Here is a 23,429-nt window from a genome sequence, read left to right as displayed (position 1 = left end):
TGTTCAGCCAATTACGGTTTCTAAAGGAATCACCCTTAAACCTTGGTGAAGCAGATGAGGGAAACCGCATCCGAAGGGAGAACCCCGGTGTTCGCGAAACTTGAACTGACCAGAATGGCACAGGCGCTGGCGTCACATGCAGGATCGCGCATGGATGTCATCGCCCGCAACGTCGCCAATGCAGATACGCCGGGATACCGGGCGCATGACCTCCGGCCATTTGCCGAGGTCTATAAAAGTGAACCCGACATGCGCGCGACCCGCCCCGGGCATTTCGCCACAGGGGGCAATGCGCCGCGTGGTGAGATCATCGCCGGCAGCGGCAGCGAGGCACCCAATGGCAATGATGTCTCGATCGAAATGGAAATGGTGAAATCGGCCACCGCCCGTCAGGACCATGAAATGGCGCTGGCGATCTATCGCGCAACTTCGGGCGTCATCCGCGCCTCACTCGGTCGCAATAGCTAGGGGCGGGCATCATGAATGATCTGACCACGTCACTCGCCGCCTCTGCCTCGGGAATGGAAGCCCAGGCCAACCGTTTGCGCCATGTGTCCGAGAATATCGCGAATGCCGATACGCCCGGCTATCGCCGCAAGGTGATCAGCTTTGACCAGGTGGTCGAAAGCGGGACGGTTCGGGCCGGAAAGGTCCGCCTTGATCCGCGCGAACTGCCCGAGATCTACAGCCCCGGCCATCCGATGGCCAATGAGGCCGGATATTACAACGGGTCCAATGTGGACCTGATGATCGAGATCGCTGACGCCCGCGAGGCACAGCGCAGTTACGACGCAAATGTCAGACTCTTCGATCAGGCAAGGCAGATGATGCAGAGCCTGTTTGAGGTTCTGCGCCGCTAGGAGACACCAGAATGGATGTAAACACTTCTTTTGCCGCAGCACATTACGCGCAGGCCAGAACGGCCGCAGCGCCCGGCTCCGGCAGCGGTCTTAGCTTTGCCTCGGTTGCGGGCGAGTTCACCGATACTTTGATGCGTCATGAAATCACGGCGCGCGACGCGATGGCCGGCAATGCCAGCCCGCATGCGCTGGTCGAGGCGCTGTCCTCGTCGCAGCTTGCCGTCGAGACTGTGGCGACGGTGCGCGACAAGGTGGTCGAGGCCTATCAGGAAATCCTGAGGATGCCGGTATGACCGAGGCCGCCTTTTTCGATGTTTTGCGCCAGGCGCTTTGGGTGGCGGTGAAGATATCCGCCCCGATCCTTGTGGTGGCGCTGGTGACAGGTGTGGTGATCGGCCTCTTCCAGGCCCTGACCTCGGTGCAGGAGATGACGCTGACTTTTGTCCCCAAACTGGCGGCGATGCTGGCGGCGTTCTGGATCTCGATGGGCTTCATGACCGGTTCGATGACCGCGCTTTACGGTGACGTCATCATCCCGCTGATCGAAGGAGGCTGACCATGGATTCCGCAGGTTACGTCGCGCTCAGCCGGCAATCCGGGCTGATGCGGGAAATGCAGATCGTGGCGAATAACGTTGCCAATATCTCGACCAACGGCTTCCGGCGCGAAGGCCTCGTCTTTGCCGAACATGTTGCGCGGCTTGACCGGGAACCGTCGCTTTCGCTCAGCCATGGCAATGTGCGGATCGCCGATCTTACCCAGGCGGGTGTGACCATGACCGGCGGTGCTTTTGATCTCGCGATCCAGGGCGATGGCTTTTTCCTTGTCATGACGCCCGAAGGGGATCGCCTGACCCGCGCCGGCAGCTTCACGCCTTCAGTCGATGGCGAGCTTGTCCGCCCCGAAGGGTATCAGCTGCTGGATGCCGGCGGCGCCCCGGTTTTCGTGCCACCCGGTGCCGCGATTGCCGTGGGGGAGGATGGCACCATCTCTGCAAATGGCGAGGCGGTGGGGCAGATCGGGCTCTGGCAGCCCGCCGATCCGCTGGCGCTGCGCCACCGCTCCGGCACGCTGTTTGACGGCGGAATGGTCGAGCCGGTTGCGACCGGCAAGATCATGCAGGGCTTTCTCGAAGAGAGCAATGTGAACCCGGTCGCGGAGATCGCCCGCATGATCGAGGTGCAGCGGACCTATGAGATGGGCCAGAAATTCCTCGAGGCCGAGGACAGCCGCGCCCGCAACGTCATCCAGACCCTTGGTCAATAGGTGGGCCGATGAAAGCACTCCATATCGCCGCGACCGGCATGTCGGCCCAACAGATGAAGGTCGATGTCGTCTCGAACAATCTCGCGAATATGTCGACCACCGGCTATAATGCGCGGCGCGCCGATTTCGCGGATCTGCACTATCAGCAATATACCCGCCCCGGCACGGTCTCGGTCAGTGATGGCACCATGCTGCCGACCGGGGTGCAGATCGGCCTTGGCGTGCGTCCTTCCTCGGTTTCCGTCGTTTTGCAGCAGGGCTCGCTCTCGCAGACCAATGGCGACCTCGATGTCGCCATCGACGGCAATGGCTATCTGGAGGTCGAGCTGCCCTCCGGCATCTCCGGCTACACCCGGGATGGCGCGCTGAAACGCTCGGCGGATGGGCAGATCGTGACCTGCGACGGCTATCCGGTGGTCCCGGGGATCACCATCCCGCCCGAAACGCGCTCGGTTGCGATCAATGCCGCCGGAGAGGTCTGGGCCTATTTCAGCGACCGTGTTCAACCCGAGCTTCTGGGCCAGTTCACCCTGACCGATTTTACCAATGAAAAGGGGCTGGAGGCCATCGGCTCGAACCTCTTCCTGGAAACCGCCGCCTCCGGCCCGCCGATTGTAAACGAACCTGGCACCGAAGGTCTGGGCACGCTGCGTCAGGGCTATCTCGAGGAAAGTTCGGTCGATGCGGTGCGAGAGATTACCGATCTGATCAAGGCGCAGCGCGGCTATGAGCTGAATGCGAAAGTCATTACCGCCGCCGACCAGATGCTCGGCGCAACGACGCAGTTGCGCTGATGCTTTGGGGCCTTGCACGACTTATCCTGCCCATGCTGATCCTGGCTGGGACAGCCCGCGCCGAAAGCCTTGTCGCGGCCCGAAATCTGCCGGCGCAGACCATCATTGCGCCAGGCGATCTGATGCAGGTTGTGACCAGTATCAGCGGCGCCCTGACGCTGCCCGCCGAGGCTGTCGGCCAGGAGACCCGCGTTGCCATCTATGCCGGCAGGCCTGTCAGGCCAGGCGATATCGGTCCTCCTGCCCTGATCGAGCGCAACTCAATCGTTGCGCTGGAATATCGGGCGGGCGGGCTTGTGATCCGTGCCGAGGGCCGCGCCCTTGCCCGGGGTGGGGCAGGGGAGATGATCCGCGTCATGAATCTGGCGTCAAAAACCACCGTTTCGGGCCGCATCGGTGCCGATGGTCTGATCCTGGTCGGAGGATTTCCGTGAAATACACGCTCATTCTTTTGTCTCCCCTTGCTCTGCTGGGCTGCGGCGATCTTTCTCAGGTCGGCAAAGCCCCTGACTTCAGCCCGCTGGAGGGCAGCTACCAGCATCACGCGATCTATTCGACACCAATGCCGCGGACGACACCCCCTTCCGGCGTGGCCTATGATTCCTCTCTTTGGAACGCCAGTTCGGAATCGCTCCTGGGCGACAGGCGTGCGGCATCGCGTGGCGATATTCTGACGGTCGTGATCGAAATCGACGACAGCGCCGAGATCTCGAATTCGACCGGCCGGTCGCGCACCGGCGCGCAAAAAATGGGGATGCCGCAGCTTTTCGGAATTCCGCAACGGATCAACGAGAAACTTCCCGCCGGTGCGACGATGGGGAACGCGGTCGATACCAGCTCTTCATCGACATTTTCCGGCAGTGGTGACGTGTCGAGATCGGAGAAGCTGACCCTCCGCATCGCAGCCACGGTGGTCGAACAACTGGCAAATGGCGTTTTGCGTATCGAGGGGCAACAGGAGGTAAGGGTGAATAATGAACTTCGCGAACTTATCGTCACCGGCTATGTGCGGCCGACCGATATCTCGCGCCAGAACGAGATCACCTATGACAAGATCGCGGGAGCGCGGATCTCTTATGGCGGCAGAGGACAGATCACAGATGTTCAGCAGCCCCGCTACGGGCAGCAGATCACCGATATTCTGCTGCCGTTCTGACCATGAAAAAGCTGCTTGTCCCATTGCTTCTTTCCCTGATCGGGTTCGCGCTCGGTGGTGGTGCCGGCTACTTCCTGCGCGTGACACCTGCCGGCGACCTCGCCCAGGAAGGTTCTGATCGCAAAGCGAGCGAAACGCCTGATCCTGCGAAAGTCGAGTTTGTGCGGCTCAACAATCAGTTCATCGTGCCGGTGATGGAGGGCGGGCGGATCGTGTCTCTGATCGCGGCCTCGCTGAGCCTGGAGATTGTTGCAGGGCAGTCTGACATGGTCTTTGCCCGCGAGCCAAAGCTGCAGGACGCCTTTCTTCAGGTCATGTTCGATCACGCGAATTCCGGGGGGTTCAGGGGGTCTTTCACGGATTCCTCAAATCTTATTGTCCTCCGTAAAGCCCTGCTGGAACAAGCGAGAACGGTGCTTGGTCCGACGGTCAATGATGTGCTGATCACCGAGATCGCGAGACAGGACAGTTAGGGCATTGGGGCCTGGGGGAGGAAACTCTGCCCGTTTGCCAGTCAGCCGCCCCGGGTTTCCCGGGCGCTTTCGCGTCTCATTATTTGCTGCCGTTTGAACCCGGCGGGCGACAGCATCCCATTCCCCGCTTGCTTGCGCTTTGGGTCACAGAATATTCCGATGTTGTCGAACATGTCCGCCTGGCGCTTTCGCAGCTCTGGCAGGTCCTGCGTCTGATCCGCCCGTGCCTGGGCGGGTTGAGAAGCGCTCGGCGACTGCGTTCCCGTGGCAGTTGCCACGGCGTCTTCTGGAAGGCTCCCGATTATGGGCGCGTGAGACAATGCCGCCCGGCCCGTGCCGGTGACCTGGCTCCCCTGATCCCCAAAACTGAGCACTTTCCGCTGCGGCTTGCGCCGCGATACAGCCATGGGCAGGGCCTGCAGAACTACATCCGGCGTCTGCCTGCTTTGCATCGACCAGCCAATCACGCGCCGGGTGCAGGGGTCGACGATCAGGCCATGGGAACACCATTGGTCCGGGAGACTATGGCGAGGCGAAAGGCAAGCAAAACCCTCTTGCCGCGGGATGCAGGTGATATCGGTCAGCCAGGCCTTGTCCGGGGCCTCGGGATTGAGCTGCCGATCGTGGCCATACCAGTTCACCTGAACCGCTGGCGTTCACCGGCTCGATGACGACCATCGACCGATGGCTTGCCACCTCAGCTGCCGAAGCGGCGCCTGTAGCCGATCTGCGACCTGATCTCGGCAAGCGAGGCCAATCTGGCATCGAAGGTTTCGGGCAGTCGCTTTCGCTCTGTTCAACCAGATCATTATGCAGCTCGCGATATCCGCAGACCTGGCCGCTCTCCGCCCAGGCGTTCCGCAGCCGCTCAGTCAGGCGTCGGCCTTGCCTCATGCGCGCACCCTCATCGAGGCGTGGAGCCGGGCATGGAATCCGCTCGGCTGCAGGCGCAGGCACATGGCCGGGACAGAAAACTGCCCCCGATGCCCGGTCACGAACTCCGTCGCCATTCGGGCCGAGCCAATGGCGTCTCAATGGCTGCACTTACTTTGCATCCCTGACGAAATATGCGGTGGCTTTTCTCAGGATATCACGCTCCCCAACGACCCGCGTCAGCCCTCGCTTCAGGACAGAGATAGGGCTTGCTCATCCCAGGCCGGCGCGAAACGTCGCCGACCGGACAGAGATCTGCGCGACGGCATCGCGCCTGAACCCTTCAGCGAAATTATATGTGCCCCTCACGGTCTCCCTGCCTCAAAATCTGCGAAGAAGGCCTGCACGGCATGGGGCTATTCACAAATGACCTGCGTCGGTTTCACAATTGCCGCCAATTCCTGTAGCTCGGATTGTATGGGTATCGCGCCCGTCCGGTCCGGGGGGAACACCTGCGCCTTCATTTGCTGCGGCCCTGGACGATACGGTCGATCACCATGGCACAGGCCAGAATCGCGAGGCCGGCGAGGACGCCTTTTCCGACTGCAGCATATTGCAGCGCGGAAAGGACATCTTCGCCAAGGCCCCGCGCCCCGATCAGCGAGGCGATCACGACCATCGAGAGGCACATCAGCAGCGTCTGATTCACGCCGGCCATGATCGAGGGGCGCGCGATGGGCAGGTCGACCTGAAAAAGCATGAACCGGCGGGAGGCGCCAAAGGCCTGGGCAGCCTCGCGGATGCTTTCGGGCACCGATGCGATACCCAATGCCGTCAGGCGGATCACCGGCGGCATCCCGAAAATCAGCGTGGCGATAATGCCGGGGGGTTTGCCGATCCCAAAAAATGCAATGACCGGAATAAGATAGACGAAGGCCGGCATGGTCTGCATCAGATCGAGTACCGGCCGCATCAGGGTCAGGACACGGCGGTCCCGACCCGCCCAGATGCCCAAAGGCAGGCCAAAGAAGACACAGAGGAACGCAGCGGTTCCCAAAAGGGCGACCGTTGCCATGCTCTTTTCCCAAAAGCCGAACAGCGCGAGATAGGCCAGGGCTGCGGCGGAAAAGATCGCGACGCGGCGGCCGGACACCTGCCAGGCGATCAGGATCACGCCGGCCATCACAACGGGCCAGGGCGTGGCCACGAGCGCCAGTTCCAGCAGGGCGAGGATGGCGTTGATGCCCGATGCGATGGCGCGAAACAGGCCGCCCAGCCCTTCGGCGGCAGATCTGAACCCGCGATCCAGCCAGCGCGCGCAGGCGTTGTAGATCTCGGGGGATGAGGGGAAGCTGGTCAGCCAGGCAGGAGGGTCGGTAAAGGCGAACCGCCAGGCCGAAAGCGCTGCGCTGGCAAGGGTCAGGCTGGCCGCGAAAACGGCGCGTTGTGGCGGCAGCCCATGCCCGAGCCGGCGGTCAGCCCGCCAGCGCCGGAAGCGCCGGTTCAGCAGGATGGTTCCCAGAAATCCGGTCGCCAGATGCACGACGATCAGACCGAACCCGCCCGCAAGGCCATAGCCAAAGGATTGCGATTGTGCCTCTTCTGCCTCGGCCCGGGCATTTGTGGCGGCTTTCGCGATGCCTTCGGCCGAACGTTTCATGCCCTCACCCAGCGGGTCGCGATTGGCGATGGCAGTTTCGGCAGCGGCAAGGCGGTTTGCGGATTGTGCCTCAAGCCGGTCGGCCCTGGCGCGGGCATCAGCGCCCGGGTCCCCAAGTACTGCAATGGCCAGCAGGACCACACTGACGACAGTGGCGAAAAACGCCGGCCAGAAAGCGGCCCAGAGCGATCTCGCCCCGAGCCAGGACGCGCCGAAAAGGGCGGCCATCGGGTTGAAACGCGGGCGGGGCCGGGCCTCTTCATCCAGCAGCGCGAAGGCGCGGCTGTAAAACGCCGCGCCGCGCTGTACGAATTCGGCGACAAGCGGATCCGGTCGGGTCATGGCGCGGCCTCTCCTCGATTGCCGATGGCGGCGAGCAGCGTCTTCTGATGCACAAGGCCGACCGGAATGCCGTCACGGCAAACCAGAACCGGGGCGTCGCTGGTGGCAAAATGCGTCGTCAGCGCGGTAAGCGGTGTGTTCAGATCGACCCGCGCCGGATCCTCTGTCAGGCCTTCCGGCAGTGCAGGCAGCGGCTCCATGATCGTGCCGGCGCGCAAGACCTGCAACGGCGAGACATGGCGGGTGAATTCCGCGATGAAATCGGTGGCGGGCCGGGTCACGATCTCTTCCGGCTGACCGATCTGTTGGATCTCTCCATCCTTCATGATGGCGATCCGCGACCCGATGGCGATGGCCTCGTCGAGATCATGGGTGATGAAGATCACCGTCTTGCCCATTTCCCGGGCGAGATTGCGGAACTGGTCCTGCAACTGGCGTCGGATCAGCGGGTCGAGCGCGGAAAAGGGTTCGTCCATCAACAGGATCGGCGGGTCGGCGGCCAGAGCACGGGCAAGGCCGACGCGCTGCTGCATGCCGCCGGAAAGCGCGGTCGGCAGGCTGTCCCCCCAGCCGGCCAGCCCGACTTTTGCCAGCGCAATCTCGGCCTGGTCGAAACGCTGACGCGGTGTGGCGCCCTGGATCTCCAGCGGCAGGGCGACGTTTTCGCGCACCGTGCGATGCGGCAACAGGCCAAAGCTCTGAAATACCATGCCAATCCGGGACGATCGCAGCTCGCGCAGGCGTGCGGGGCTGGCCTGGGTGATATCCTCGCCTTCGAGAAGGATCTTGCCCTCGGTCGGCTCGATCAGCCGGTTGATCAGCCGCACCAGGGTCGACTTTCCCGACCCCGACAGGCCCATGACGCAAAAGACTTCGCCCCGCGAGACGGAAAACCCGGCATCGCGCACGCCGATCACCGCATCAAAGGCGGCCATCAGTTCGGCTTTGCTTTTGCCGGATTTTGCTCCGGCCAGCGCCGCTCTGGCGTCATGGCCGAAGACTTTCCAGACCGAGCGCAGTTCGATTACGGGGTCGCTCACTGTTCTGTTCCGTCTGACTGGCCGCGGGGGGCGGCGGAAAAGCGGAAAGCCGGAGAGGCAAGACCGCTCCGGCCCCGAAGGCGCAAAGGATGATGGATTACTGCGCGGTCCAGGCGGCAATCTGCGCCGCATTGGCCTCGATCCAGGGCTTCACGACCTCATTCGGGTCTTTGCCGTTGATGATCTCCAGCGACCATTTGTTCACATCATCGGCGCTGAGCTGGATGTTTTGCAGCAGCGTCACCAGAGCGGGGTCGCGCGTCGCCAGATTGGCCGACCAGGAGATGTGCACTGTGGTCTCGGGATAGGCCGAAGCGACATGGGATTTCGCCTGCCAGTCCGGGTCCTGGTCGGGCTGCACGATGACGAAATTCGCGGGATCATGCGCCGGTTCCTGCAGCAGGACCAGATCATAAATCGCGAAATTCTGGTGCGGGCCGTAGCAATAGCCCAGCCAGGGGCGGTCGGCTTTCACCGCCGCGTCCAGACCGGCTGTGGCAATGGCCTCATCGGTCGATTGCAGCTCGAAAAACTCGGCAAAGCCGTAGTCGCGGGCACGGATGGTCTCGATATTGGTCGACAGCCAGCCCTGCGGGCCGATCCAGACCTCGCCTTTGCCATTGCCATCCGAATCGAACAGCGCGGCAATCTCGGGATTCGCCAGGTCGAAAACCGAACGGATATTGTGCTTCTCGGCGGCGGCTTTCGGCACGCAATAGCCCTGCACGGCAGGGAAAGATTTCTCGCCGACGGTGACCAGTTTTTCCTCATCGGCATATTTGGTTTTGGGCGCGCTCTGGTTCGGCAGCCAGGTCTCGGTCCAGATATCGACCTCGCCGGTGCCGCGCGACATTGCCTCCCATACCACCGGGACCGAGGCGACCGGCACGGTTTCCACCTCAAGCCCGAGCGCCTCTTCGATGATGCCCTTGACCGCAAAGGCAGTCGCGCGGCCCGAGGCGTAATTCGGATCCGGGATCACCAGCTTTTCGGCCAGCGCAAGGCCCGGCGCGAGGCTGGCAGAGGTGATCAGAGCGGCAAAAAGGCGGGAGGCGGTCAGCATTGCTATGGTCCTGTCTGGGTATGGGAGTGGCTGCGCGTTTCCGTCATTCCCTGCAGCGCTTTATCGCATCGCAGGTGGTTAAGGGACATTCCAAAGCCTGGAGCCGGACAGAAGGTTTGTTATCCGGATGCACGGTTTTTGGGCATATCTGTTCTGTTCGACCCGGGATCTGGCCCTGTGACAGAGAAAATTTCCCGAGATGGTGGTCAGCCGCGTCTGGCGCGGTCAAAGGCGCGGTCCAGCCCCTCGGCGACCTGATCGACATCTTTCAGTGTCAGGCACAAAGGCGGCACCATCCTTAAAGTCGACCGGTGCGGCCCCGATTTCGACAGGATCAGCCCGGCTTCGCGGCAGGCTTCAAACACCGCGCCGGTGGTTTCGGCGTCTGGGGTCTTTTTCGCCCTGTCCGAGACCATTTCGATTGCCAGCATCAGGCCGCGACCGCGCACATCGCCGATAACCGGATATTTCTGCCGCAGCTCGCGCAGGCGCGAGAGCAGCGCGGCGCCGACTTCCTTTGCATTCTCCTGCATCCGGTCGCGTTTCAGGATTTCGAGCACTGCGCGCCCGGCGGCGCAGGAGGTCGGGTTCGAGCCATAGGTGTGGAACATGAACCGCTCGCCCATCGGCTCGGCGATCTCACGCCGCACCACCACCGCGCCCAGCGGGAAGCCATTCGAGATGCCCTTGGCCATGACGACGATATCGGGGATGACGCCGTCGGCCTCGAACCCCCAGAAATGATCGCCGGTGCGGCCAAAGCCCGATTGCACCTCATCCGCGATATAGAGCCCGCCCGCTGCGCGGATGCGTTCGGCCGCGCCGGACATATAGCCCGGCGGCATTTCGATGATGCCGCCATAGCCCTGGACGCTTTCGACCAGTATCCCGGCGACCCGGCCAGTGGTCGAGGACTGGATCACGTGGTCGATCTCATCAAGATAGGGGGCGGCGCCGGCATTCTCGCCGAAAATGCCGCGATACTGGTTCGGCTCGGCCACAAAGGCGACATTCCCGGGCATACCCGGATGCCGCCAGCCGGCGATCCCGGTCACTGATTGTGCGGCAGAGGTCGGGCCGTGATAGGCGGTCCTGAGCGCGATCAGATCGAGATTTCCGGTATATCCCCGCGCCATCGCCATCGCGAGGTCAATGGCCTCGGACCCGGAATTCGTGAAATGCACCACCCATTCGATATCGCCCTTTTCGCCTTTCGGCATGGTGGACGCCAGTTCCTCTGCGAAATGCGCGGGCACCGGATGGTAGAACATCGTGGTGCAATGGGTCAGCTCTGCCGCCTGGTCCATCGCAGCTTTGACCACTTCGGGATGCGAATGGCCGACCGAGATGCAGACATTCATCCCCAGAAGGTCGGTATAGCGGCGGCCCGCTTCGTCCCAGAGATATTGCATCTCGCCCCGGCGAAACACCATCGGCTCGCGGAAGGGGACGAATTTGCGCAAAGCGGCCGAATAATAGCGGTCGCGGCGGACGGCGGTTTCCTCGAGGTTCCAGCTGGTGTGAAGCGTCATGCCATCTCTCCGGTGATCTCATATGTGCGGCGCGCGACGAAATCGTCGAGCGCTTCGCGGATGCTTTCGTCCATCACGGGTGCCTCGTAATCGCGCAGGATTTGTCTGACGCGGTCCGATGCGCGGTCCTGCTGCCAGAGCCCGCCTTCCGCCGTCCATTGCTCGTAAGTGCCGTTGTCCGACATCTCGCCCAGCCAGAAGGCGGATTCAAAGTTTTCGCGGGTATGGGCTGCGCCGAGGAAATGGCCGCCGGGGCCGATTTCGTGAAAGGCCTCCATCGCCTGGGCGGCTTCCGAGAAATCAATACCTTGCGTGAAACGCGCCATGGCGGCGCAGCGGTCGGCATCCATCACGATCTTCTCGTAACCGGTGGTGAGCAAGCCTTCGAGGCAGCCCGTGGCATGGATAATGAAATTCACGCCCGCCATCACGGCGCCCATCAGCTGGGCCTGTGACTCATATCCGGCCTGGGCATCTGGCACTTTTGATGCGGTCAGCGCGCCGACCGAATGGAAGGGCAGGCCAAGGCGATCCGCCAGCGTCTTCGCACACATCTGGAACTGGGTGCCTTCGGGCGTGCCAAAGGTGGGGGCACCGGTGCGCAGGCTCAGCGGTGAGAAAAACGTGCCAAAAACCGAAGGCGCACCGGGCCGGATCAGCTGGATCAGCGCGACGCTTGCCATGACCTCGGCCAACACCTGCGCGAGTGTGGCCGCGACCGTCACCGGCGACATCGCGCCGCCAAGGACAAAAGGCGAGACCACAGTCGCCTGACCCGCGCGGGCATATTCCTTCAGTGCCCAGAGCATGGTCTCATCCAGCACCAGCGGCGCATTGGTATTGACCACGGAATAAAGCACGCAATTCGCGTCGACGAACTCTGCCCCCATGGCGAGCTTTGCCATTTCAATCGTGTCACGGGCGCGTTCGGGCGCGGTGACGGCCCCCATGAAGGGTTTGTCGGAATGGGTCAGATGGGTATGGGCCATATGCAGATGGCGCACAGGAACCGGCAGATCGACCGGTTCGACCACCACGCCGCCGGAATGGTTCACGGCGTTCAGGCTGTAATGCAGCTTGGTTATCTCACGGAAGTCGTGGATCGTGGCATAGCGGCGCCCCTTTTCCATGTCATGCACGAAAGGAGGGCCGAAACTGGGCGCGAAAAGCTGCGCCTCGCCGCCGATCTGGACGGATCGGCCCGGGTTGCGGGCATGTTGGGTAAAGACCTTGGGCGCGGTTTTGATCTTGTCGCGGCACCAGCCGGGATCAAAGCGCACCCTTTCGCCATCGACCCGCGCACCGGCCTTGCGGAAGATCTCCAGCACCTCGGCATCGCCGCGGAATTCCATGCCAATCTCGTCGAGGATGCGGTCTGCATTTCTCTCGATGATGGCGACGGATTCGTCGTCGATCAGACTGACAATGCCGATGCGGCGCAGCACATAGGGCGACGAGACCTTGTTCCTCGCGCTTCTCTCCTGCATCCGGGCACTGCGGCCCCGCCTCTCCTGCATCCCGGTCTCCATCGGCGTGTTGCCGGGCCGACGATAGCGGGGCGCGAAGCTCTGCAAAGGTTAAACTTATACTATCGGTAATCCTAATGAGACGGATTAGCGATCTCGTGGTAGCTCACCTGGCCGGAGATTGCGGGGAAATGACGATCAAAGGCACGTTTCAGGATCTTCTGGCTTTCCAGCGCGATGCGCAGCGGGATCGTGCCAAGATCATCACGACGCGACACCAGGCGGATTGTGCGCTTGAGCGGCGCGAAGGGCAGCGGCTCGATCCTGAGACGCATCCCTTCGGCGACGCCGTCAATCAAAAGCGTCGGTGACAGGATCGCGAAACATTTGCCGGTGATGACGCCGGCCATCACCATCGCGGTACGGTCGGCCTCGATCGCGCGGGGCAGATCAAGGCGGCAGCGTTGCAGATGCTGGTCGGTGCGGCGCCCGACCGGGGTGGTTGTGCCAAAACGTGCGAGGGAAAGCTTGCGGGAAATGGCGTGGATATCGTCAGCGGGTCCTGTGTAACTATCTGGCAGAATAAGATAAAACGGCTCATCCAGGATCGGGATAAAGCTGAATCCCGGCCCGTCCTGCAGCCGTTCAGAGGTGACCGCCATATCGATCCGCCGGTCATTCAGTGCCGCGAAATGGTCAGTGGCGAGGCCCGCCGACAGGATCAGCTCGGGCACTTTCATCGCATTATTGACCAGATCATAAAGCCCCGGCGTCAGCGTGGTCGCGGTCGAGGCCAGCAACCCGACCCTGAGCGCCGGCAGCGAAGAGGCGCCCAGATGCTGCATGTCGCGCTTCAGATCGTCGATCTGGTTCAGGAGCCGAAAGCCATGCCGCTGCAGCGTTTCGCCGGCATAGGTCAGGGCAATCGGCCGGGTCGAGCGGTCGAACAGTGCCATGCCAAAGATCAGCTCCAGGTTCTTCAGATGCTGCGAGGCGGCCGATTGCGTGATCCGCAGGGCCGAGGCCGCCGCCGTCACCTGCCGCATCTCGGCCACCGCCATGAAAACCTCGATGGCGCGGAACAGGTTGATATCAGGTTCGTCTTTGCCGCGTTCGCGCATGATCTTAACCGGGTTGTTGTTCTGATAAGAATTAGTATCCCTAATGATGCCTGTCCATCCTTGCGCGAAAGCCGCTGCCTCTGTCTGATTTTGCCAGAAGAGACGGGGCGCCTGGAATGCGGAAGATCGTGATTATCGGCGGCGGTGCGGTGGGGCTCAGCCTCGCATATCATCTGACAAAGACCGCTGCCGCTTCGGTCACGTTGCTGGAGCGTGGCAGCCTGACCTCGGGCACCAGCTGGCATGCGGCCGGGATCGTCGGGCCGCTGCGCGCGACCCCCAATGCGACCCGGCTCGCGATGTATGCGGGCGAGCTTTTTCCAAAGCTTGAGGCGGAAAGCGGGCTTTCGACCGGCTATCGTCGCACCGGCGGCTATTGGCTGGCGCGCGATCCGGCGCGGATGGATGAATTGCACCGGATTGCGGCGCTTGGCCGGCATTTCGGGCTGCACCCGACACTTACCGGGCCTGAAGGCGTTAATGTGCCGGGGCTAGATCTGACCGGCGTGATCGGCGCGATGGCGGTCGAGGAAGACGCCAATGTGAACCCGGTCGATCTGTGCATGGCCTATGCGCGGCTGGCAAAGGCCCAGGGTGCGCAGATCCGCGAGGGCGCGAGGGTTGACCGGATCCTGACTGAAGGCAGCCGCGTGACCGGCGTATTGCTGGCAGATGGCGAGGTGATAGAGGCCGATCAGGTCGCGCTATGCGCCGGCGCCTGGTCAAAGCGGCTGGCCGATCCGCTGGGCGTCGCGCTGCCCTTGCAGGCGGTTGAGCACATGTATGTCGTGACCGAAGCCATGCCCTTGATGCCGCATCCTTTTCCGGTGCTGCGCGACCTTGATCGCGGCATCTATATCAAGGGCGATGCCGGCAAGCTGGTGATCGGTGGGTTCGAGCCCGATGCCAAATGCTGGGATGCGTTCGGCCCTTCGGGCGACCGGCCGTTTCTGGAGCTCCCCGATGACTGGGAGCAGTTTACCCCCTTTATGGAGGCGGCCCTTGCGCTGATCCCGGGCCTTGCCGATGTCGGCATCCAGCATTTCATGAACGGCCCCGAAAGTTTCACCACCGACACCAGGATGCTTCTGGGTGAAGCGCCCACGGTCGACGGGCTTTACGTTGCGGCGGGGATGAATTCGGTGGGCGTGATGTCATCGGCCGGGGTAGGACGGGTGCTGGCCGACTGGATGCTGGCCGGCCATGCTCCGATGGATCTCTGGGAGACCGATATCGCCCGCGCCGATCCGCTGGCGGCCGCGGCTGCGCATGTCGAGACCCGGATGCAAGAGGCCGTGGCCGATGCTTTCGCGCTGCATTGGCCGTTCAAACAGCCGAAAGCCGGGCGCGGTTTGCGCAAATCGGCGCTGCATGATGAATGGCAGGCTGCGGGTGCGGTCTTCGGCCTTACCGCCGGGTGGGAGCGCGGTCTGTGGTATGCGCAAACCCCGTCGGAACAATCCCTGCCGCTGTCGACCGGCGCGCAGCCCTGGTATCCGATTGCGGTCCGCGAGGCGGCACAGATGGCGGCGGGGGTGGTGCTGCTCGACCTTACGCCTTTCGGGAAATTCGACATTGCCGGGCCCGATGCGCTGCCCTTCCTGCAACAGATCACCACCGCCAATATGGATGTGGCGCCTGGCCGTGCGACCTATACGCTGCTTCTGAACGCGCAGGGCGGGATCGAGGGCGATGTGACGGTGCGCCGGGCTGCGGATCACTTCCGCCTGGTGTCCGGTGCGGCGACGCGCTGGCGGGATATGGCCTGGCTCCGGCGCCGGGCGCACGGGTTTGATGTCGCGATAACCGATGCGACGGAATCCGAATCCGTGATCGGCGTTATGGGGGCGGGGTCGCGGGCGCTGCTGGCCGGGCTGTCGCCGGATGACTGGCAGGATTTCGCCTTTTCGACCGCACGCGAGGTGGTGATCGCGGGCCGGTCCTGCCTGGCGCAGCGGGTCAGTTTTGTCGGCGAACTCGGCTGGGAGCTTTACATCCCCAACGCCGCCGCCCCGGCGGTGTTCCGGGCGCTGCGCGCAGCGGGGGCGGCGCCGATGGGCCATCACGCGCTGGATGCCTGTCGGATCGAAAAGGGGTTTCGCCATATGGGCCATGATCTGGGCCAGGACATTTCAGCGCTTGAGGCGGGGCTCGGCTTTACCATTGACTGGTCGAAGGATTTCATCGGTAAAGCGGCGCTTGAGACGCAGCGCAAAGAGGGTCTCCGGCGCCGCCTCGTGTTGTTCGATCTGCCCGATCACCCTCTGGTCCTGCATGACGAACCGATCTGGGATTCGGGCCGGGTGGTCGGGCTGACCACTTCGGGCGCGCGGGGCGCGCGGACAGGCAGGACCCTGGCGCTTGGCCTTATCGAAATTGCGCCGGGCGAGACCCCGCAGACGACGGCCACACGGCAGTTTACCATTGAAATCGCAGAGAAACATTATGCGGCACTGGCGCTGAGCCGGCCGCCATTCGACCCCTCGGGCGAGAGGATGAAGGCATGACGCGCGACGCACAGGTTCTGATCATCGGCGGCGGCGCCATGGGCGTTTCGCTGATGTATCACCTGATGAAATCGGGCTGGACCGATGTGATCCTGACCGAGAAAAACGACCTCACCCATGGGTCCACCTGGCATGCGGCCGGGCTTTGCACCCATTTCGCGCATAACCCGACCATCCAGGAGCTGCGCGCCACCAGCGTCAGGCTTTACCGCGATATTCTGCCCGCCGAGACCGGCGAAAGCTGCGGCTTTCACCCGTCGGGCGCGATGCGGATCACTTCGAACCCCGAGCGGATGGCGGAATTTGCCCATGTCGCGGGCCTGTCGAAATTCACCGGCTATGAGCTCAGGCTTTTGCACTCGCCCGAAGAGGTGGCGGCGCTGCATCCGCTCGCGCGGACCGAAGGGATCATCGGCGGGATTTATGAGCCCGATGACGGACATGTCGATCCGACGCTTGCGACCAATGCGATGGCGAAGGTCGCCCGTGCGCGCGGCGCTGTGATCTTGCGGCGCAATCCGGTGCTTTCGATCCGGCGCGAAAACGGTGTCTGGGCGGTCGAGACAAAGCAGGGTCTGATCCGGGCGCAGCATATCGTCAATGCCGCCGGCACCTGGGGGTTCGAGATCGGGCGGATGATGGGGGCGAATGTGCCCTCCGTCCCGGTGCTGCATCAGTATCTGGTGACCGATACTGTCCCGGCGGTGGCCGACCGGATCAAAGCGGGACTGCCGGAACTGCCGATGATCCGCGACCCCGAGGAAAGCTGGTATGTCCGCCAGGAGCGTGATGCGCTGATCCTTGGCCCCTATGAGAAAGAGGCGCAGGTCTGGTCGGTTGACGGCGTGCCGCCCGAATTCGGTGCCGAACTGATGGAGCCGGATCTTGACCGGGTTGAACATATCCTGATGGCGGCAATGGCGCGGATCCCGGCGCTGGAAACCGGCGGCGTGAAATCGGTGGTCAATGGCCCGATCACTTTTACTCCCGATGCCAATCCGCTGATCGGGCCGGCCTGGGGTCTTGAAAACGCCTGGCTTCTGACCGGGTCTTCGATGGGGGTGATGGAGGGCGGCGGCTCCGGCTGGTTCCTGGCGCATTGGATGACCCATGGCGCGCCGCCGATGGATGCGCTGGCGGTGGACAGCCGCCGCTTTGGCCCCTGGGCGGATCGCGATTACCGGGTGGCAAAGGCGGTTGAGTGTTTCGGCCTGCAATTCGGGGTGCATTACCCGCATGAGGAACGCCCCGCCGCACGCGGCAAACGCCTGACGCCGCTTTACGATCTGATGCTGGCGCGCGGCGCGCAGATGGGCGCGGCTTATGGATGGGAACGCCCGAACTGGTTCGGCGCGCCGGCGCGGCTCACCTTCGGGCGGCCCGACTGGTTCGATGCCGTGGCGCAGGAATGCCGGATGGTGACAGAGCGCGCAGGCCTTGCCGATATGTCGGTCTTCTCGAAATTCGAGGTGAAAGGGCCGGGGGCGCGCGCCTTTGTCGATGCGCTTGGCTGCAATATGGCACCAAAGCCCGGGCGGGTGGGGCTGACCTATGCGCTGAGCCCGGCGGGCGGCACCGAGTCGGAATTCACGGTCGCCTGTCTTGCGGAGGATCATTTCTACCTGACTTCGGCCGCGGCGGCAGAGATGCGCGATGATGATCTTCTGCGTGCCCGGGCGCCCGGATCTGATGTGGAAATCAGCCGGGTCAGTGACGATTTTGCGGTGATCGGTCTGATGGGGCCGGCGGCGCCCGCGATCCTCGGGCGGCTGACCTCTGACCCCTTCGGCGCCTGGATGTCGGTGCGTGAGATGACGGTCGCGGGTATCCCGGTTCGCGCGTTGCGGCTTTCCTATATCGGTGAGGCGGGGTGGGAGCTGCATGTCCCCGCCGCCCGCGCGGCAGAGCTGTTCCTTGCGCTGGAAGCCGCAGGCCAGCCCGAGGGGATCGGCTGTTTCGGGTCTTATGCGATGAATGCGATGCGGCTGGAAAAGGGCTATCCCGCCTGGGGTGCCGATTTCACCACCGAACGCACACCCGCCGAAACCGGAATGGGGTTCCTTGTGAAACCCGATCACGATTTCCCCGGCTGCGAGGCGCTTCTGGCCCGTATGGCCGACCCTGCGCGGTGGGAGATGGTGCTCCTGGAAATCGACCCCGGCGAAAGCGAGCCCTATTACGCGCATTCTCTCTGGCAGGGCGCGGCCCCGGTCGGCATCGTGACCTCGGCCGCGACCGGGCATCGGACCGGCAAGGTTCTGGCGCTGGCCTATCTGCGCGACCGGAATGCGCGGGATGGGCTGGAGGTTGAAATTCTCGGCACCCGCCGCAAGGTTCGGATCCTTGATCGTCCGCCTTTCGACCCGGACAATCTCCGGCTGCGGAGCGGGGCGACATGAGTCCCCCGGTGCCGCGCGCGGTTGCCATCGTCACCGGCGGCCTTTCCGGCATCGGCCATGCTGTGGCGCTGGATCTTGCGGCGCGCGGCTACCGCGTCGTGGTCGGCGCGCGTGATCTGGAAAGCCGGGCGCGGCTGGATGCTTTTGGCGCACTGACCGGGGCGGCGATTGCCGGCGGCGGCGAGGTTCGGGCGGATATGCTCGACCTCACCGATCCGGGTTCGGTGGCCGGGTTTTGCGAGCGCACGACAGAGCGTTTCGGCCCGGCGGATGTGCTGATCAACGCCGCCGGGATCACCGCCGAACAGCCGGTCGAAGGGCATGGCGATGCGCTCTGGCAATCCATCATCGACACCAATCTGACTGGCGCCTTCCGGATGATCCGGGCCTGTCTGCCGGGGATGAAGGCGCGGGGCTGGGGGCGGATCGTCAATATCGGCTCCACCGCCGCGACCATAGGCTGGAAGGACAATCCGGCCTATTGCGCTTCGAAAGCCGGGCTTCTCGGTCTGACGCGCTGTGTCGCGCTGGAAGGCGCCTCGCATGGCGTGACCTGTGTGATGGTCAGCCCGACCTGGGTCGATACCCCGATGATGGCCACTGATCTGGCGCAGGTCGTGGCCCGTGAGGGCCAGGGCCGGAGCGTCGAAGAGGCCCGCGCAGCGATTGCCGCTGAAAACCCGCAGGGCCGCATCATCCAGCCCGGCGAAGTCGCGGAGCTTGTGGCTTTTCTGATCACCGATGCTGCCAAAGGCATCACTATGGAGGAGGTGAAGATCACCGGCGGCGCGCTCTGGTGAGCGTTTCCGGTGGGCAAAACACACCAGACAACCGACAGGGAGATTATAATGACAAAGAAGAGCATGAATGCCGCTGTGTCACTTCTCACATTGGCCGCCATGGCCGGTGGGCCGGCGCTGGCCGCTGACCCCGGCGCGGTCGATGAGCCGATAAAGCTTGCCATGCTGGAATGGACGGGCGCGCAGATTTCCGCGCAGATCGCCGGCAAGGTGCTGGAAAAGGCGGGTTATAAGGTCGATTACGTGACCGCCGGAAATTACCCGCATTTCCAGGGGCTTGCGGACGGAGATATCGCGGCCTCGGTCGAGATATGGCTGAATAATGTCGGGGATGTTTACCCGAAAGTCCTCGCCGAAGGCAAAGTCGAGGATATTGGCAGTCTTGGGCTGACCACCAATGAGGGCTGGCTCTATCCGAAATTCATGGAGGAGCTTTGCCCGGCCCTGCCGTCATGGGAAGCGCTGAATGACCCGGAATGCGTGGCGCTGCTTGCGACGCCCGACACGCTGCCGAATGGGCGGTTTCTGGATTACCCGGCCGATTGGGGGTCGCGCGCGGCAACGATCATCCTGGACAATAACCTGCCCCTCACGGCGGTGCCTTCGGGGTCGGAAGGGGCGCAGCTGGCCGAGCTCCGCGCAGCGGCAGCCGCGAAGACACCGCTCGTCATGATGTTCTGGGCGCCGCATTTCATCCTCGCCGAGGTTGAGACCGGCTGGATAGAGATGCCGCCCTGCAAGGGCCAGTCCAATGAACATTGCATCATGCCGCCCGACGTCAACAAGGTGGTCTGGTCGGGCTTTGCGCCGAAATGGCCGGCCGCCTATGAAATCCTGAAAGCCTTTGAGATCACGACCGAAGATCAGCAGAAGATGATGCTGGCGATCGACGAGAAGGGCCAGTCTCTGGATCTGGTGACAACCGAATGGGTCACCGCGAATGAGGCGATCTGGCGTCCCTGGCTTGATAAGGCGCTGAACTGAGGCCGGGGCGGTGGTGAGCGCCGTGGCATCAGACAGCATCATGCTCAGCTGCCGGGGGTTGTGGAAGGTATTCGGGCCACGGCCCGGCTACTATTTTGACACCACCGGCTACCGGATCGACCCTGAGGCGCTGGTCGCGCGCCTCAGGCAGGAGGGGCATATTCCGGCGGTGGCGGATGCCACATTCGATGTCCGCAAAGGCGAGATTTTCGTCATCATGGGGCTTTCGGGGTCGGGGAAATCGACGCTGGTGCGCTGCCTCTCGCGCTTGCTGGATATCGAATATGGGGTGCTGGAATTCGAAGGGCGGGACCTCTCGCGCATCTCGGGGCGCGAGCTGACCGAAATCCGGCGTCGCAAGATGGGAATGGTGTTCCAGAGTTTTGGTCTTATGCCGCATCTGACGGCACTGGAAAACGTCGCCTTCCCGCTGAAACTGCAGGGTATGGCGCGGGCCCCGCGTGAGGCCCGCGCGCGCGAAATGCTGGAGCTGGTGGAGCTTGCCGCCCGCGCCGATGCGCTGCCGGCGCAGCTTTCGGGCGGACAACAGCAAAGGGTCGGCATCGCGCGAAGCCTGGCGCCGGACCCGGAACTGTGGTTCCTTGATGAGCCGTTTTCGGCACTGGACCCGCTGATCCGGCGGCAGATGCAGGATGAATTCCTGCGGCTGCAACGCCAGCTGAAAAAGACCATCATCTTCATCACGCATGACATTATGGAGGCCTGCCGGCTTGCCGACCGTATCGCGCTGATGCGGGGCGGGCAGATCATCCAGATCGGCACGCCGGCTGAAATCCTGTTGTCCCCGGCCGATGACTATGTCGCGAGCTTCACCGCCGAAGTGGCGTTGAGCCGGGCGATCCGGGTGCGCGATCTGATGACTCCCGGTGGAATGTCGGGCGCCGCAGACGGCCCCGCAGTCGCGTCTGAGGCCTTGTTAGAGACGCTTTTGCCCGATCTTGCCACGGGACGGCGGCAGTTCGCGGTCGCTGGCGCCCCGGGGATGGTCCTGGAGTCCGAGGCGGTTCTGGCGGTGCTGCGCCGTGATGCCTCTGGCGCGGGGGAACGGTGATGCCGCATTTCACCAGGGAAGAGATGATCTGGGCGGGGCTGTTTCTGGTGTCGGTTCTGCTGGTGGGGCTGGCGCATCATCTGCCCGTCCTGCGCGGCTTTCCCGCCGTGCTGACCCTGCCGCTGTCCGAGGCGCTGAATACCGTGATTTCCCCGGTGTTCGAGACCTTGCGGCCGCTGGGCCGGGTGCTGTCCTTCATGATCGAGACTCCGCTTTCCGCGATCCGCGCGGGGCTGGCCTGGGCGCCCTGGCCCGCGACGGTCCTCGCTCTGGTCGCGCTGGCCCTTTATGCCGGTGGGCGGGGGCTCGCGGTGTTTGCGGCCCTGGCGCTTGGGCTTGTGGTCCTGATGGGCTATTGGCCCAGGGCGATGAACACGCTCGCACTGGTGCTGATTTCAGTGCCGCTGGCGGTGGGGATCGGCTTCGCGTTCGGGACGCTCGGGCATCTTGTGCCGAGGGTCCGGCCCGGCCTGACCTTTCTGCTGGATGTCATGCAGACCTGGCCCGCGTTTGGCTATCTCATTCCGCTTTTGCTGATGTTCGGCTTTGGTCCGGCGGCGGGGCTGGCGGCGAGTGTGATCTTTTCGATCCCGCCGATGGTGCGCAATACCATGCTGGGGCTGGACGAGGTCCCCCCGGCGATTGTCGAAAGCGCGCTGATGGCCGGGGCGCGGCCCGGGCAGCTTTTCTGGCAGGCGCGGGTGCCGGTGGCTTTGCCGCAGCTGATGGTGGGGGTGAACCAGACCACGATGGCATCCCTGTCGATGGTGATCATCATCGCGATCATCGGCGGCTTCAACGATATCGGCTGGGAGGTGCTTTCCGCGATGCGCGCCGCCGAACTCGGACGCTCGCTGGGCGCAGGGCTGGTGATCGTGCTGATCGCGGTGCTGCTGGACCGGATCACGCGGGGGCTTGCCGGGCGCCGGCGCAGGTCAGGGGGCTGGTTCCTGGCCGGGCTGATCGTCGCGCTGGTGCTGGTGGTGGCTCTGCCTGGTGAGACACTGTTGCCGGGTGAAGAGGCGCAGCGCTGGCTGCGGCTTCTGGACGCGTGGCTCCTGGATTTCGTCGCCTGGAGCGCGCCCTTCTTTGCCCTGCTGCGCGATGCGATTACTTACGGGCTGATGCTGCCGATGCGGCTTGGTTTCTCCGGATCGGCAAGCCCGATGGTCTGGGGTTTTGTGCTGAGCCCGCCGGTGGTCTTTGCCTATGTCCTTGTTGCAACCGGGATCGCGCTTGGCCTTGGATGGCGCCGGCCCGGGCGCGGCATTGCCTTTGCCTTTGCCGCGCTGATCTTCTGGACCGGGCTGCCGGGCTTTCCCTGGCCCGGTGTCTTCCTTCTGACCGCCTGTGCAACTTTTCGGGCCGGGGGCGCAGGGCTCACCGCGCTTGCGACAGGGGCGCTGTTGCTTGCCGGTGTCTCGGGCCTCTGGCAGTCGATGATGCAATCCATCTATCTTTGCGCGGTGGCGGTGCTGATCTCTTTCGCGATCGGCGCCACGCTGGGCGTGATCGCGGCCGAGAGCGACCGCGTCTCGGCCCTGATGCGCCCGGTTTGCGACACGCTTCAGACCATGCCGCAATTCGTGTTCCTGATTCCGGCGCTGATGCTGTTCCGGGTGGGCGAATTCACCGCCCTCATCGCCATCGTGCTTTACGCCGTGGTGCCGCCGATCCGCTATGTCGAACACGGGCTGCGCAATGCCCGGGCCGACCTGACCGAGGCAGGCCTGCAGATGGGGGCCACGAGGTGGCAGCTTTTGTGGCAGGTGAAACTGCCGCTTGCGCGGGGCTCGGTGCGGCTTGGGCTGAACCAGACCATCATGGCGGCGCTGTCGATGCTGGTGATCGCGGCGCTGGTGGGCACGCGCGAGCTGGGGCAGCAGGTCTATGTCGCCCTGTCCAAAGCCGATGCCGGGGCAGGGCTGATCGCGGGGGGTATTATCGCCGCTATCGCGCTGGTCGCAGACCGGCTTTTGCGGGCGCCAGAAGGCAAATCCGGGGACAAAACATGACGCAAA

At 63.5% G+C, this 23,429-nt stretch carries 21 protein-coding genes and 1 pseudogene; 15 read left to right on the top strand and 7 right to left on the bottom strand.

The window, feature by feature from the left end; translation table 11 throughout:
- Positions 1-87 precede the first annotated feature (87 nt).
- From M3484_RS05585 to M3484_RS05545, 9 genes are read left to right on the top strand one after another with little or no spacing between them, the layout of a single operon-like run.
- Positions 88-468: a FlgB family protein gene (locus M3484_RS05585; RefSeq protein ID WP_092902159.1), complete on the top strand. Its 381-nt coding sequence runs from the start codon at positions 88-90 to the stop codon at positions 466-468.
- Positions 469-479: 11 nt separating this feature from the next.
- Positions 480-860, top strand: coding sequence for a flagellar basal body rod protein FlgC (gene flgC, locus M3484_RS05580; protein WP_249496090.1), 381 nt, complete (start codon positions 480-482; stop codon positions 858-860).
- Positions 861-871: 11 nt separating this feature from the next.
- Positions 872-1,153 (top strand): flagellar hook-basal body complex protein FliE, encoded by a 282-nt coding sequence (gene fliE, locus M3484_RS05575; protein ID WP_092900560.1) that lies wholly within the window; start codon positions 872-874, stop codon positions 1,151-1,153.
- Entirely contained in the window at positions 1,150-1,416 is a 267-nt protein-coding gene (locus M3484_RS05570; protein WP_249496089.1) for a flagellar biosynthetic protein FliQ, read from the top strand. Before fliE ends, M3484_RS05570 begins: the two co-directional genes overlap by 4 nt.
- Positions 1,417-1,418: 2 nt before the next feature.
- The gene (locus M3484_RS05565; RefSeq protein WP_249496088.1) at positions 1,419-2,126 is read left to right on the top strand and encodes a flagellar hook-basal body complex protein; all 708 of its coding nucleotides are present in this window, start codon (positions 1,419-1,421) and stop codon (positions 2,124-2,126) included.
- 8 nt (positions 2,127-2,134) lie between these two features.
- A complete protein-coding gene (gene flgG / locus M3484_RS05560; RefSeq protein WP_249496087.1) occupies positions 2,135-2,920 on the top strand; it encodes a flagellar basal-body rod protein FlgG in 786 nt (261 codons plus the stop codon).
- A complete protein-coding gene (gene flgA, locus M3484_RS05555; RefSeq protein ID WP_249496086.1) occupies positions 2,920-3,354 on the top strand; it encodes a flagellar basal body P-ring formation chaperone FlgA in 435 nt (144 codons plus the stop codon). Before flgG ends, flgA begins: the two co-directional genes overlap by 1 nt.
- Positions 3,351-4,076 (top strand): flagellar basal body L-ring protein FlgH, encoded by a 726-nt coding sequence (gene flgH / locus M3484_RS05550; RefSeq protein ID WP_249496085.1) that lies wholly within the window; start codon positions 3,351-3,353, stop codon positions 4,074-4,076. Before flgA ends, flgH begins: the two co-directional genes overlap by 4 nt.
- A 2-nt stretch (positions 4,077-4,078) precedes the next feature.
- Positions 4,079-4,549 (top strand): flagellar basal body-associated FliL family protein, encoded by a 471-nt coding sequence (locus tag M3484_RS05545; protein ID WP_249496084.1) that lies wholly within the window; start codon positions 4,079-4,081, stop codon positions 4,547-4,549.
- A gap of 41 nt (positions 4,550-4,590) precedes the next feature.
- On the opposite strand, the pseudogene M3484_RS05540 reads toward M3484_RS05545, so the two are convergent.
- From M3484_RS05540 to M3484_RS05510, 7 genes and pseudogenes are all read right to left on the bottom strand, one after another.
- Positions 4,591-5,791, bottom strand: a pseudogene (locus M3484_RS05540) (DDE-type integrase/transposase/recombinase).
- 151 nt (positions 5,792-5,942) lie between these two features.
- On the bottom strand, positions 5,943-7,424 hold the full coding sequence (locus tag M3484_RS05535; RefSeq protein ID WP_249496083.1) for an ABC transporter permease: 1,482 nt from the start codon (positions 7,422-7,424) through the stop codon (positions 5,943-5,945).
- Positions 7,421-8,464 (bottom strand): quaternary amine ABC transporter ATP-binding protein, encoded by a 1,044-nt coding sequence (locus M3484_RS05530; protein WP_249496082.1) that lies wholly within the window; start codon positions 8,462-8,464, stop codon positions 7,421-7,423. The genes M3484_RS05535 and M3484_RS05530 overlap by 4 nt, the downstream gene beginning before the upstream one ends.
- Before the next feature lie 97 nt (positions 8,465-8,561).
- Entirely contained in the window at positions 8,562-9,527 is a 966-nt protein-coding gene (locus M3484_RS05525; protein ID WP_092900588.1) for an ABC transporter substrate-binding protein, read from the bottom strand.
- 206 nt (positions 9,528-9,733) lie between these two features.
- Positions 9,734-11,059, bottom strand: coding sequence for an aspartate aminotransferase family protein (locus M3484_RS05520; protein WP_092900591.1), 1,326 nt, complete (start codon positions 11,057-11,059; stop codon positions 9,734-9,736).
- A complete protein-coding gene (locus tag M3484_RS05515) occupies positions 11,056-12,576 on the bottom strand; it encodes a trimethylamine methyltransferase family protein (RefSeq protein WP_249496081.1) in 1,521 nt (506 codons plus the stop codon). Before M3484_RS05515 ends, M3484_RS05520 begins: the two co-directional genes overlap by 4 nt.
- An 83-nt stretch (positions 12,577-12,659) precedes the next feature.
- Positions 12,660-13,646 carry a LysR family transcriptional regulator gene (locus M3484_RS05510; protein WP_249496080.1) on the bottom strand — a complete coding sequence of 329 codons (987 nt, stop codon included), beginning with the start codon at positions 13,644-13,646 and terminating at the stop codon, positions 12,660-12,662.
- Positions 13,647-13,762: 116 nt separating this feature from the next.
- Between M3484_RS05510 and M3484_RS05505 the strand changes: the two genes are divergently transcribed.
- The 6 genes from M3484_RS05505 to M3484_RS05480 are packed head-to-tail and all read left to right on the top strand — an operon-like array spanning position 13,763 to position 23,423.
- Positions 13,763-16,153 carry an FAD-dependent oxidoreductase gene (locus M3484_RS05505; protein WP_249496079.1) on the top strand — a complete coding sequence of 797 codons (2,391 nt, stop codon included), beginning with the start codon at positions 13,763-13,765 and terminating at the stop codon, positions 16,151-16,153.
- Entirely contained in the window at positions 16,150-18,552 is a 2,403-nt protein-coding gene (locus M3484_RS05500) for a GcvT family protein (RefSeq protein WP_249496078.1), read from the top strand. The genes M3484_RS05505 and M3484_RS05500 overlap by 4 nt, the downstream gene beginning before the upstream one ends.
- Entirely contained in the window at positions 18,549-19,352 is an 804-nt protein-coding gene (locus M3484_RS05495) for an SDR family NAD(P)-dependent oxidoreductase (protein WP_249496077.1), read from the top strand. The genes M3484_RS05500 and M3484_RS05495 overlap by 4 nt, the downstream gene beginning before the upstream one ends.
- 48 nt (positions 19,353-19,400) lie before the next feature.
- Positions 19,401-20,336 carry an ABC transporter substrate-binding protein gene (locus M3484_RS05490; protein ID WP_249496076.1) on the top strand — a complete coding sequence of 312 codons (936 nt, stop codon included), beginning with the start codon at positions 19,401-19,403 and terminating at the stop codon, positions 20,334-20,336.
- A 22-nt stretch (positions 20,337-20,358) separates the two neighbouring features.
- Complete coding sequence (locus M3484_RS05485) at positions 20,359-21,408, top strand: ATP-binding cassette domain-containing protein (RefSeq protein ID WP_249496075.1); 1,050 nt, start codon at positions 20,359-20,361, stop codon at positions 21,406-21,408.
- Positions 21,408-23,423, top strand: a complete 2,016-nt coding sequence (locus M3484_RS05480) for an ABC transporter permease (RefSeq protein WP_249496074.1) — start codon at positions 21,408-21,410, stop codon at positions 23,421-23,423. Before M3484_RS05485 ends, M3484_RS05480 begins: the two co-directional genes overlap by 1 nt.
- The last annotated feature ends 6 nt before the right edge of the window (positions 23,424-23,429 follow it).

This window comes from Pseudomonas sp. GX19020 (genome assembly GCF_023371075.1).
In the GTDB taxonomy this organism is placed as follows: domain Bacteria; phylum Pseudomonadota; class Alphaproteobacteria; order Rhodobacterales; family Rhodobacteraceae; genus Pseudogemmobacter.
Note: the sequence above shows the minus strand (reverse complement) of the source record. Positions and strands in the feature narration are given on the sequence as shown.

Coding starts and splice junctions, on each gene's coding strand:
- M3484_RS05520 (WP_092900591.1), bottom strand. CDS start 11,059: ATGACGCTTCACACCAGCTGGAACCTCGAGGAAACCGCCGTCCGCCGC.
- flgA (WP_249496086.1), top strand. CDS start 2,920: ATGCTTTGGGGCCTTGCACGACTTATCCTGCCCATGCTGATCCTGGCT.
- M3484_RS05500 (WP_249496078.1), top strand. CDS start 16,150: ATGACGCGCGACGCACAGGTTCTGATCATCGGCGGCGGCGCCATGGGC.
- flgG (WP_249496087.1), top strand. CDS start 2,135: ATGAAAGCACTCCATATCGCCGCGACCGGCATGTCGGCCCAACAGATG.
- M3484_RS05535 (WP_249496083.1), bottom strand. CDS start 7,424: ATGACCCGACCGGATCCGCTTGTCGCCGAATTCGTACAGCGCGGCGCG.
- M3484_RS05495 (WP_249496077.1), top strand. CDS start 18,549: ATGAGTCCCCCGGTGCCGCGCGCGGTTGCCATCGTCACCGGCGGCCTT.
- M3484_RS05570 (WP_249496089.1), top strand. CDS start 1,150: ATGACCGAGGCCGCCTTTTTCGATGTTTTGCGCCAGGCGCTTTGGGTG.
- M3484_RS05525 (WP_092900588.1), bottom strand. CDS start 9,527: ATGCTGACCGCCTCCCGCCTTTTTGCCGCTCTGATCACCTCTGCCAGC.
- M3484_RS05505 (WP_249496079.1), top strand. CDS start 13,763: ATGCGGAAGATCGTGATTATCGGCGGCGGTGCGGTGGGGCTCAGCCTC.
- M3484_RS05515 (WP_249496081.1), bottom strand. CDS start 12,576: ATGCAGGAGAGGCGGGGCCGCAGTGCCCGGATGCAGGAGAGAAGCGCG.
- M3484_RS05545 (WP_249496084.1), top strand. CDS start 4,079: ATGAAAAAGCTGCTTGTCCCATTGCTTCTTTCCCTGATCGGGTTCGCG.
- M3484_RS05480 (WP_249496074.1), top strand. CDS start 21,408: ATGCCGCATTTCACCAGGGAAGAGATGATCTGGGCGGGGCTGTTTCTG.
- M3484_RS05490 (WP_249496076.1), top strand. CDS start 19,401: ATGACAAAGAAGAGCATGAATGCCGCTGTGTCACTTCTCACATTGGCC.
- M3484_RS05510 (WP_249496080.1), bottom strand. CDS start 13,646: ATGCGCGAACGCGGCAAAGACGAACCTGATATCAACCTGTTCCGCGCC.
- M3484_RS05565 (WP_249496088.1), top strand. CDS start 1,419: ATGGATTCCGCAGGTTACGTCGCGCTCAGCCGGCAATCCGGGCTGATG.
- flgC (WP_249496090.1), top strand. CDS start 480: ATGAATGATCTGACCACGTCACTCGCCGCCTCTGCCTCGGGAATGGAA.
- fliE (WP_092900560.1), top strand. CDS start 872: ATGGATGTAAACACTTCTTTTGCCGCAGCACATTACGCGCAGGCCAGA.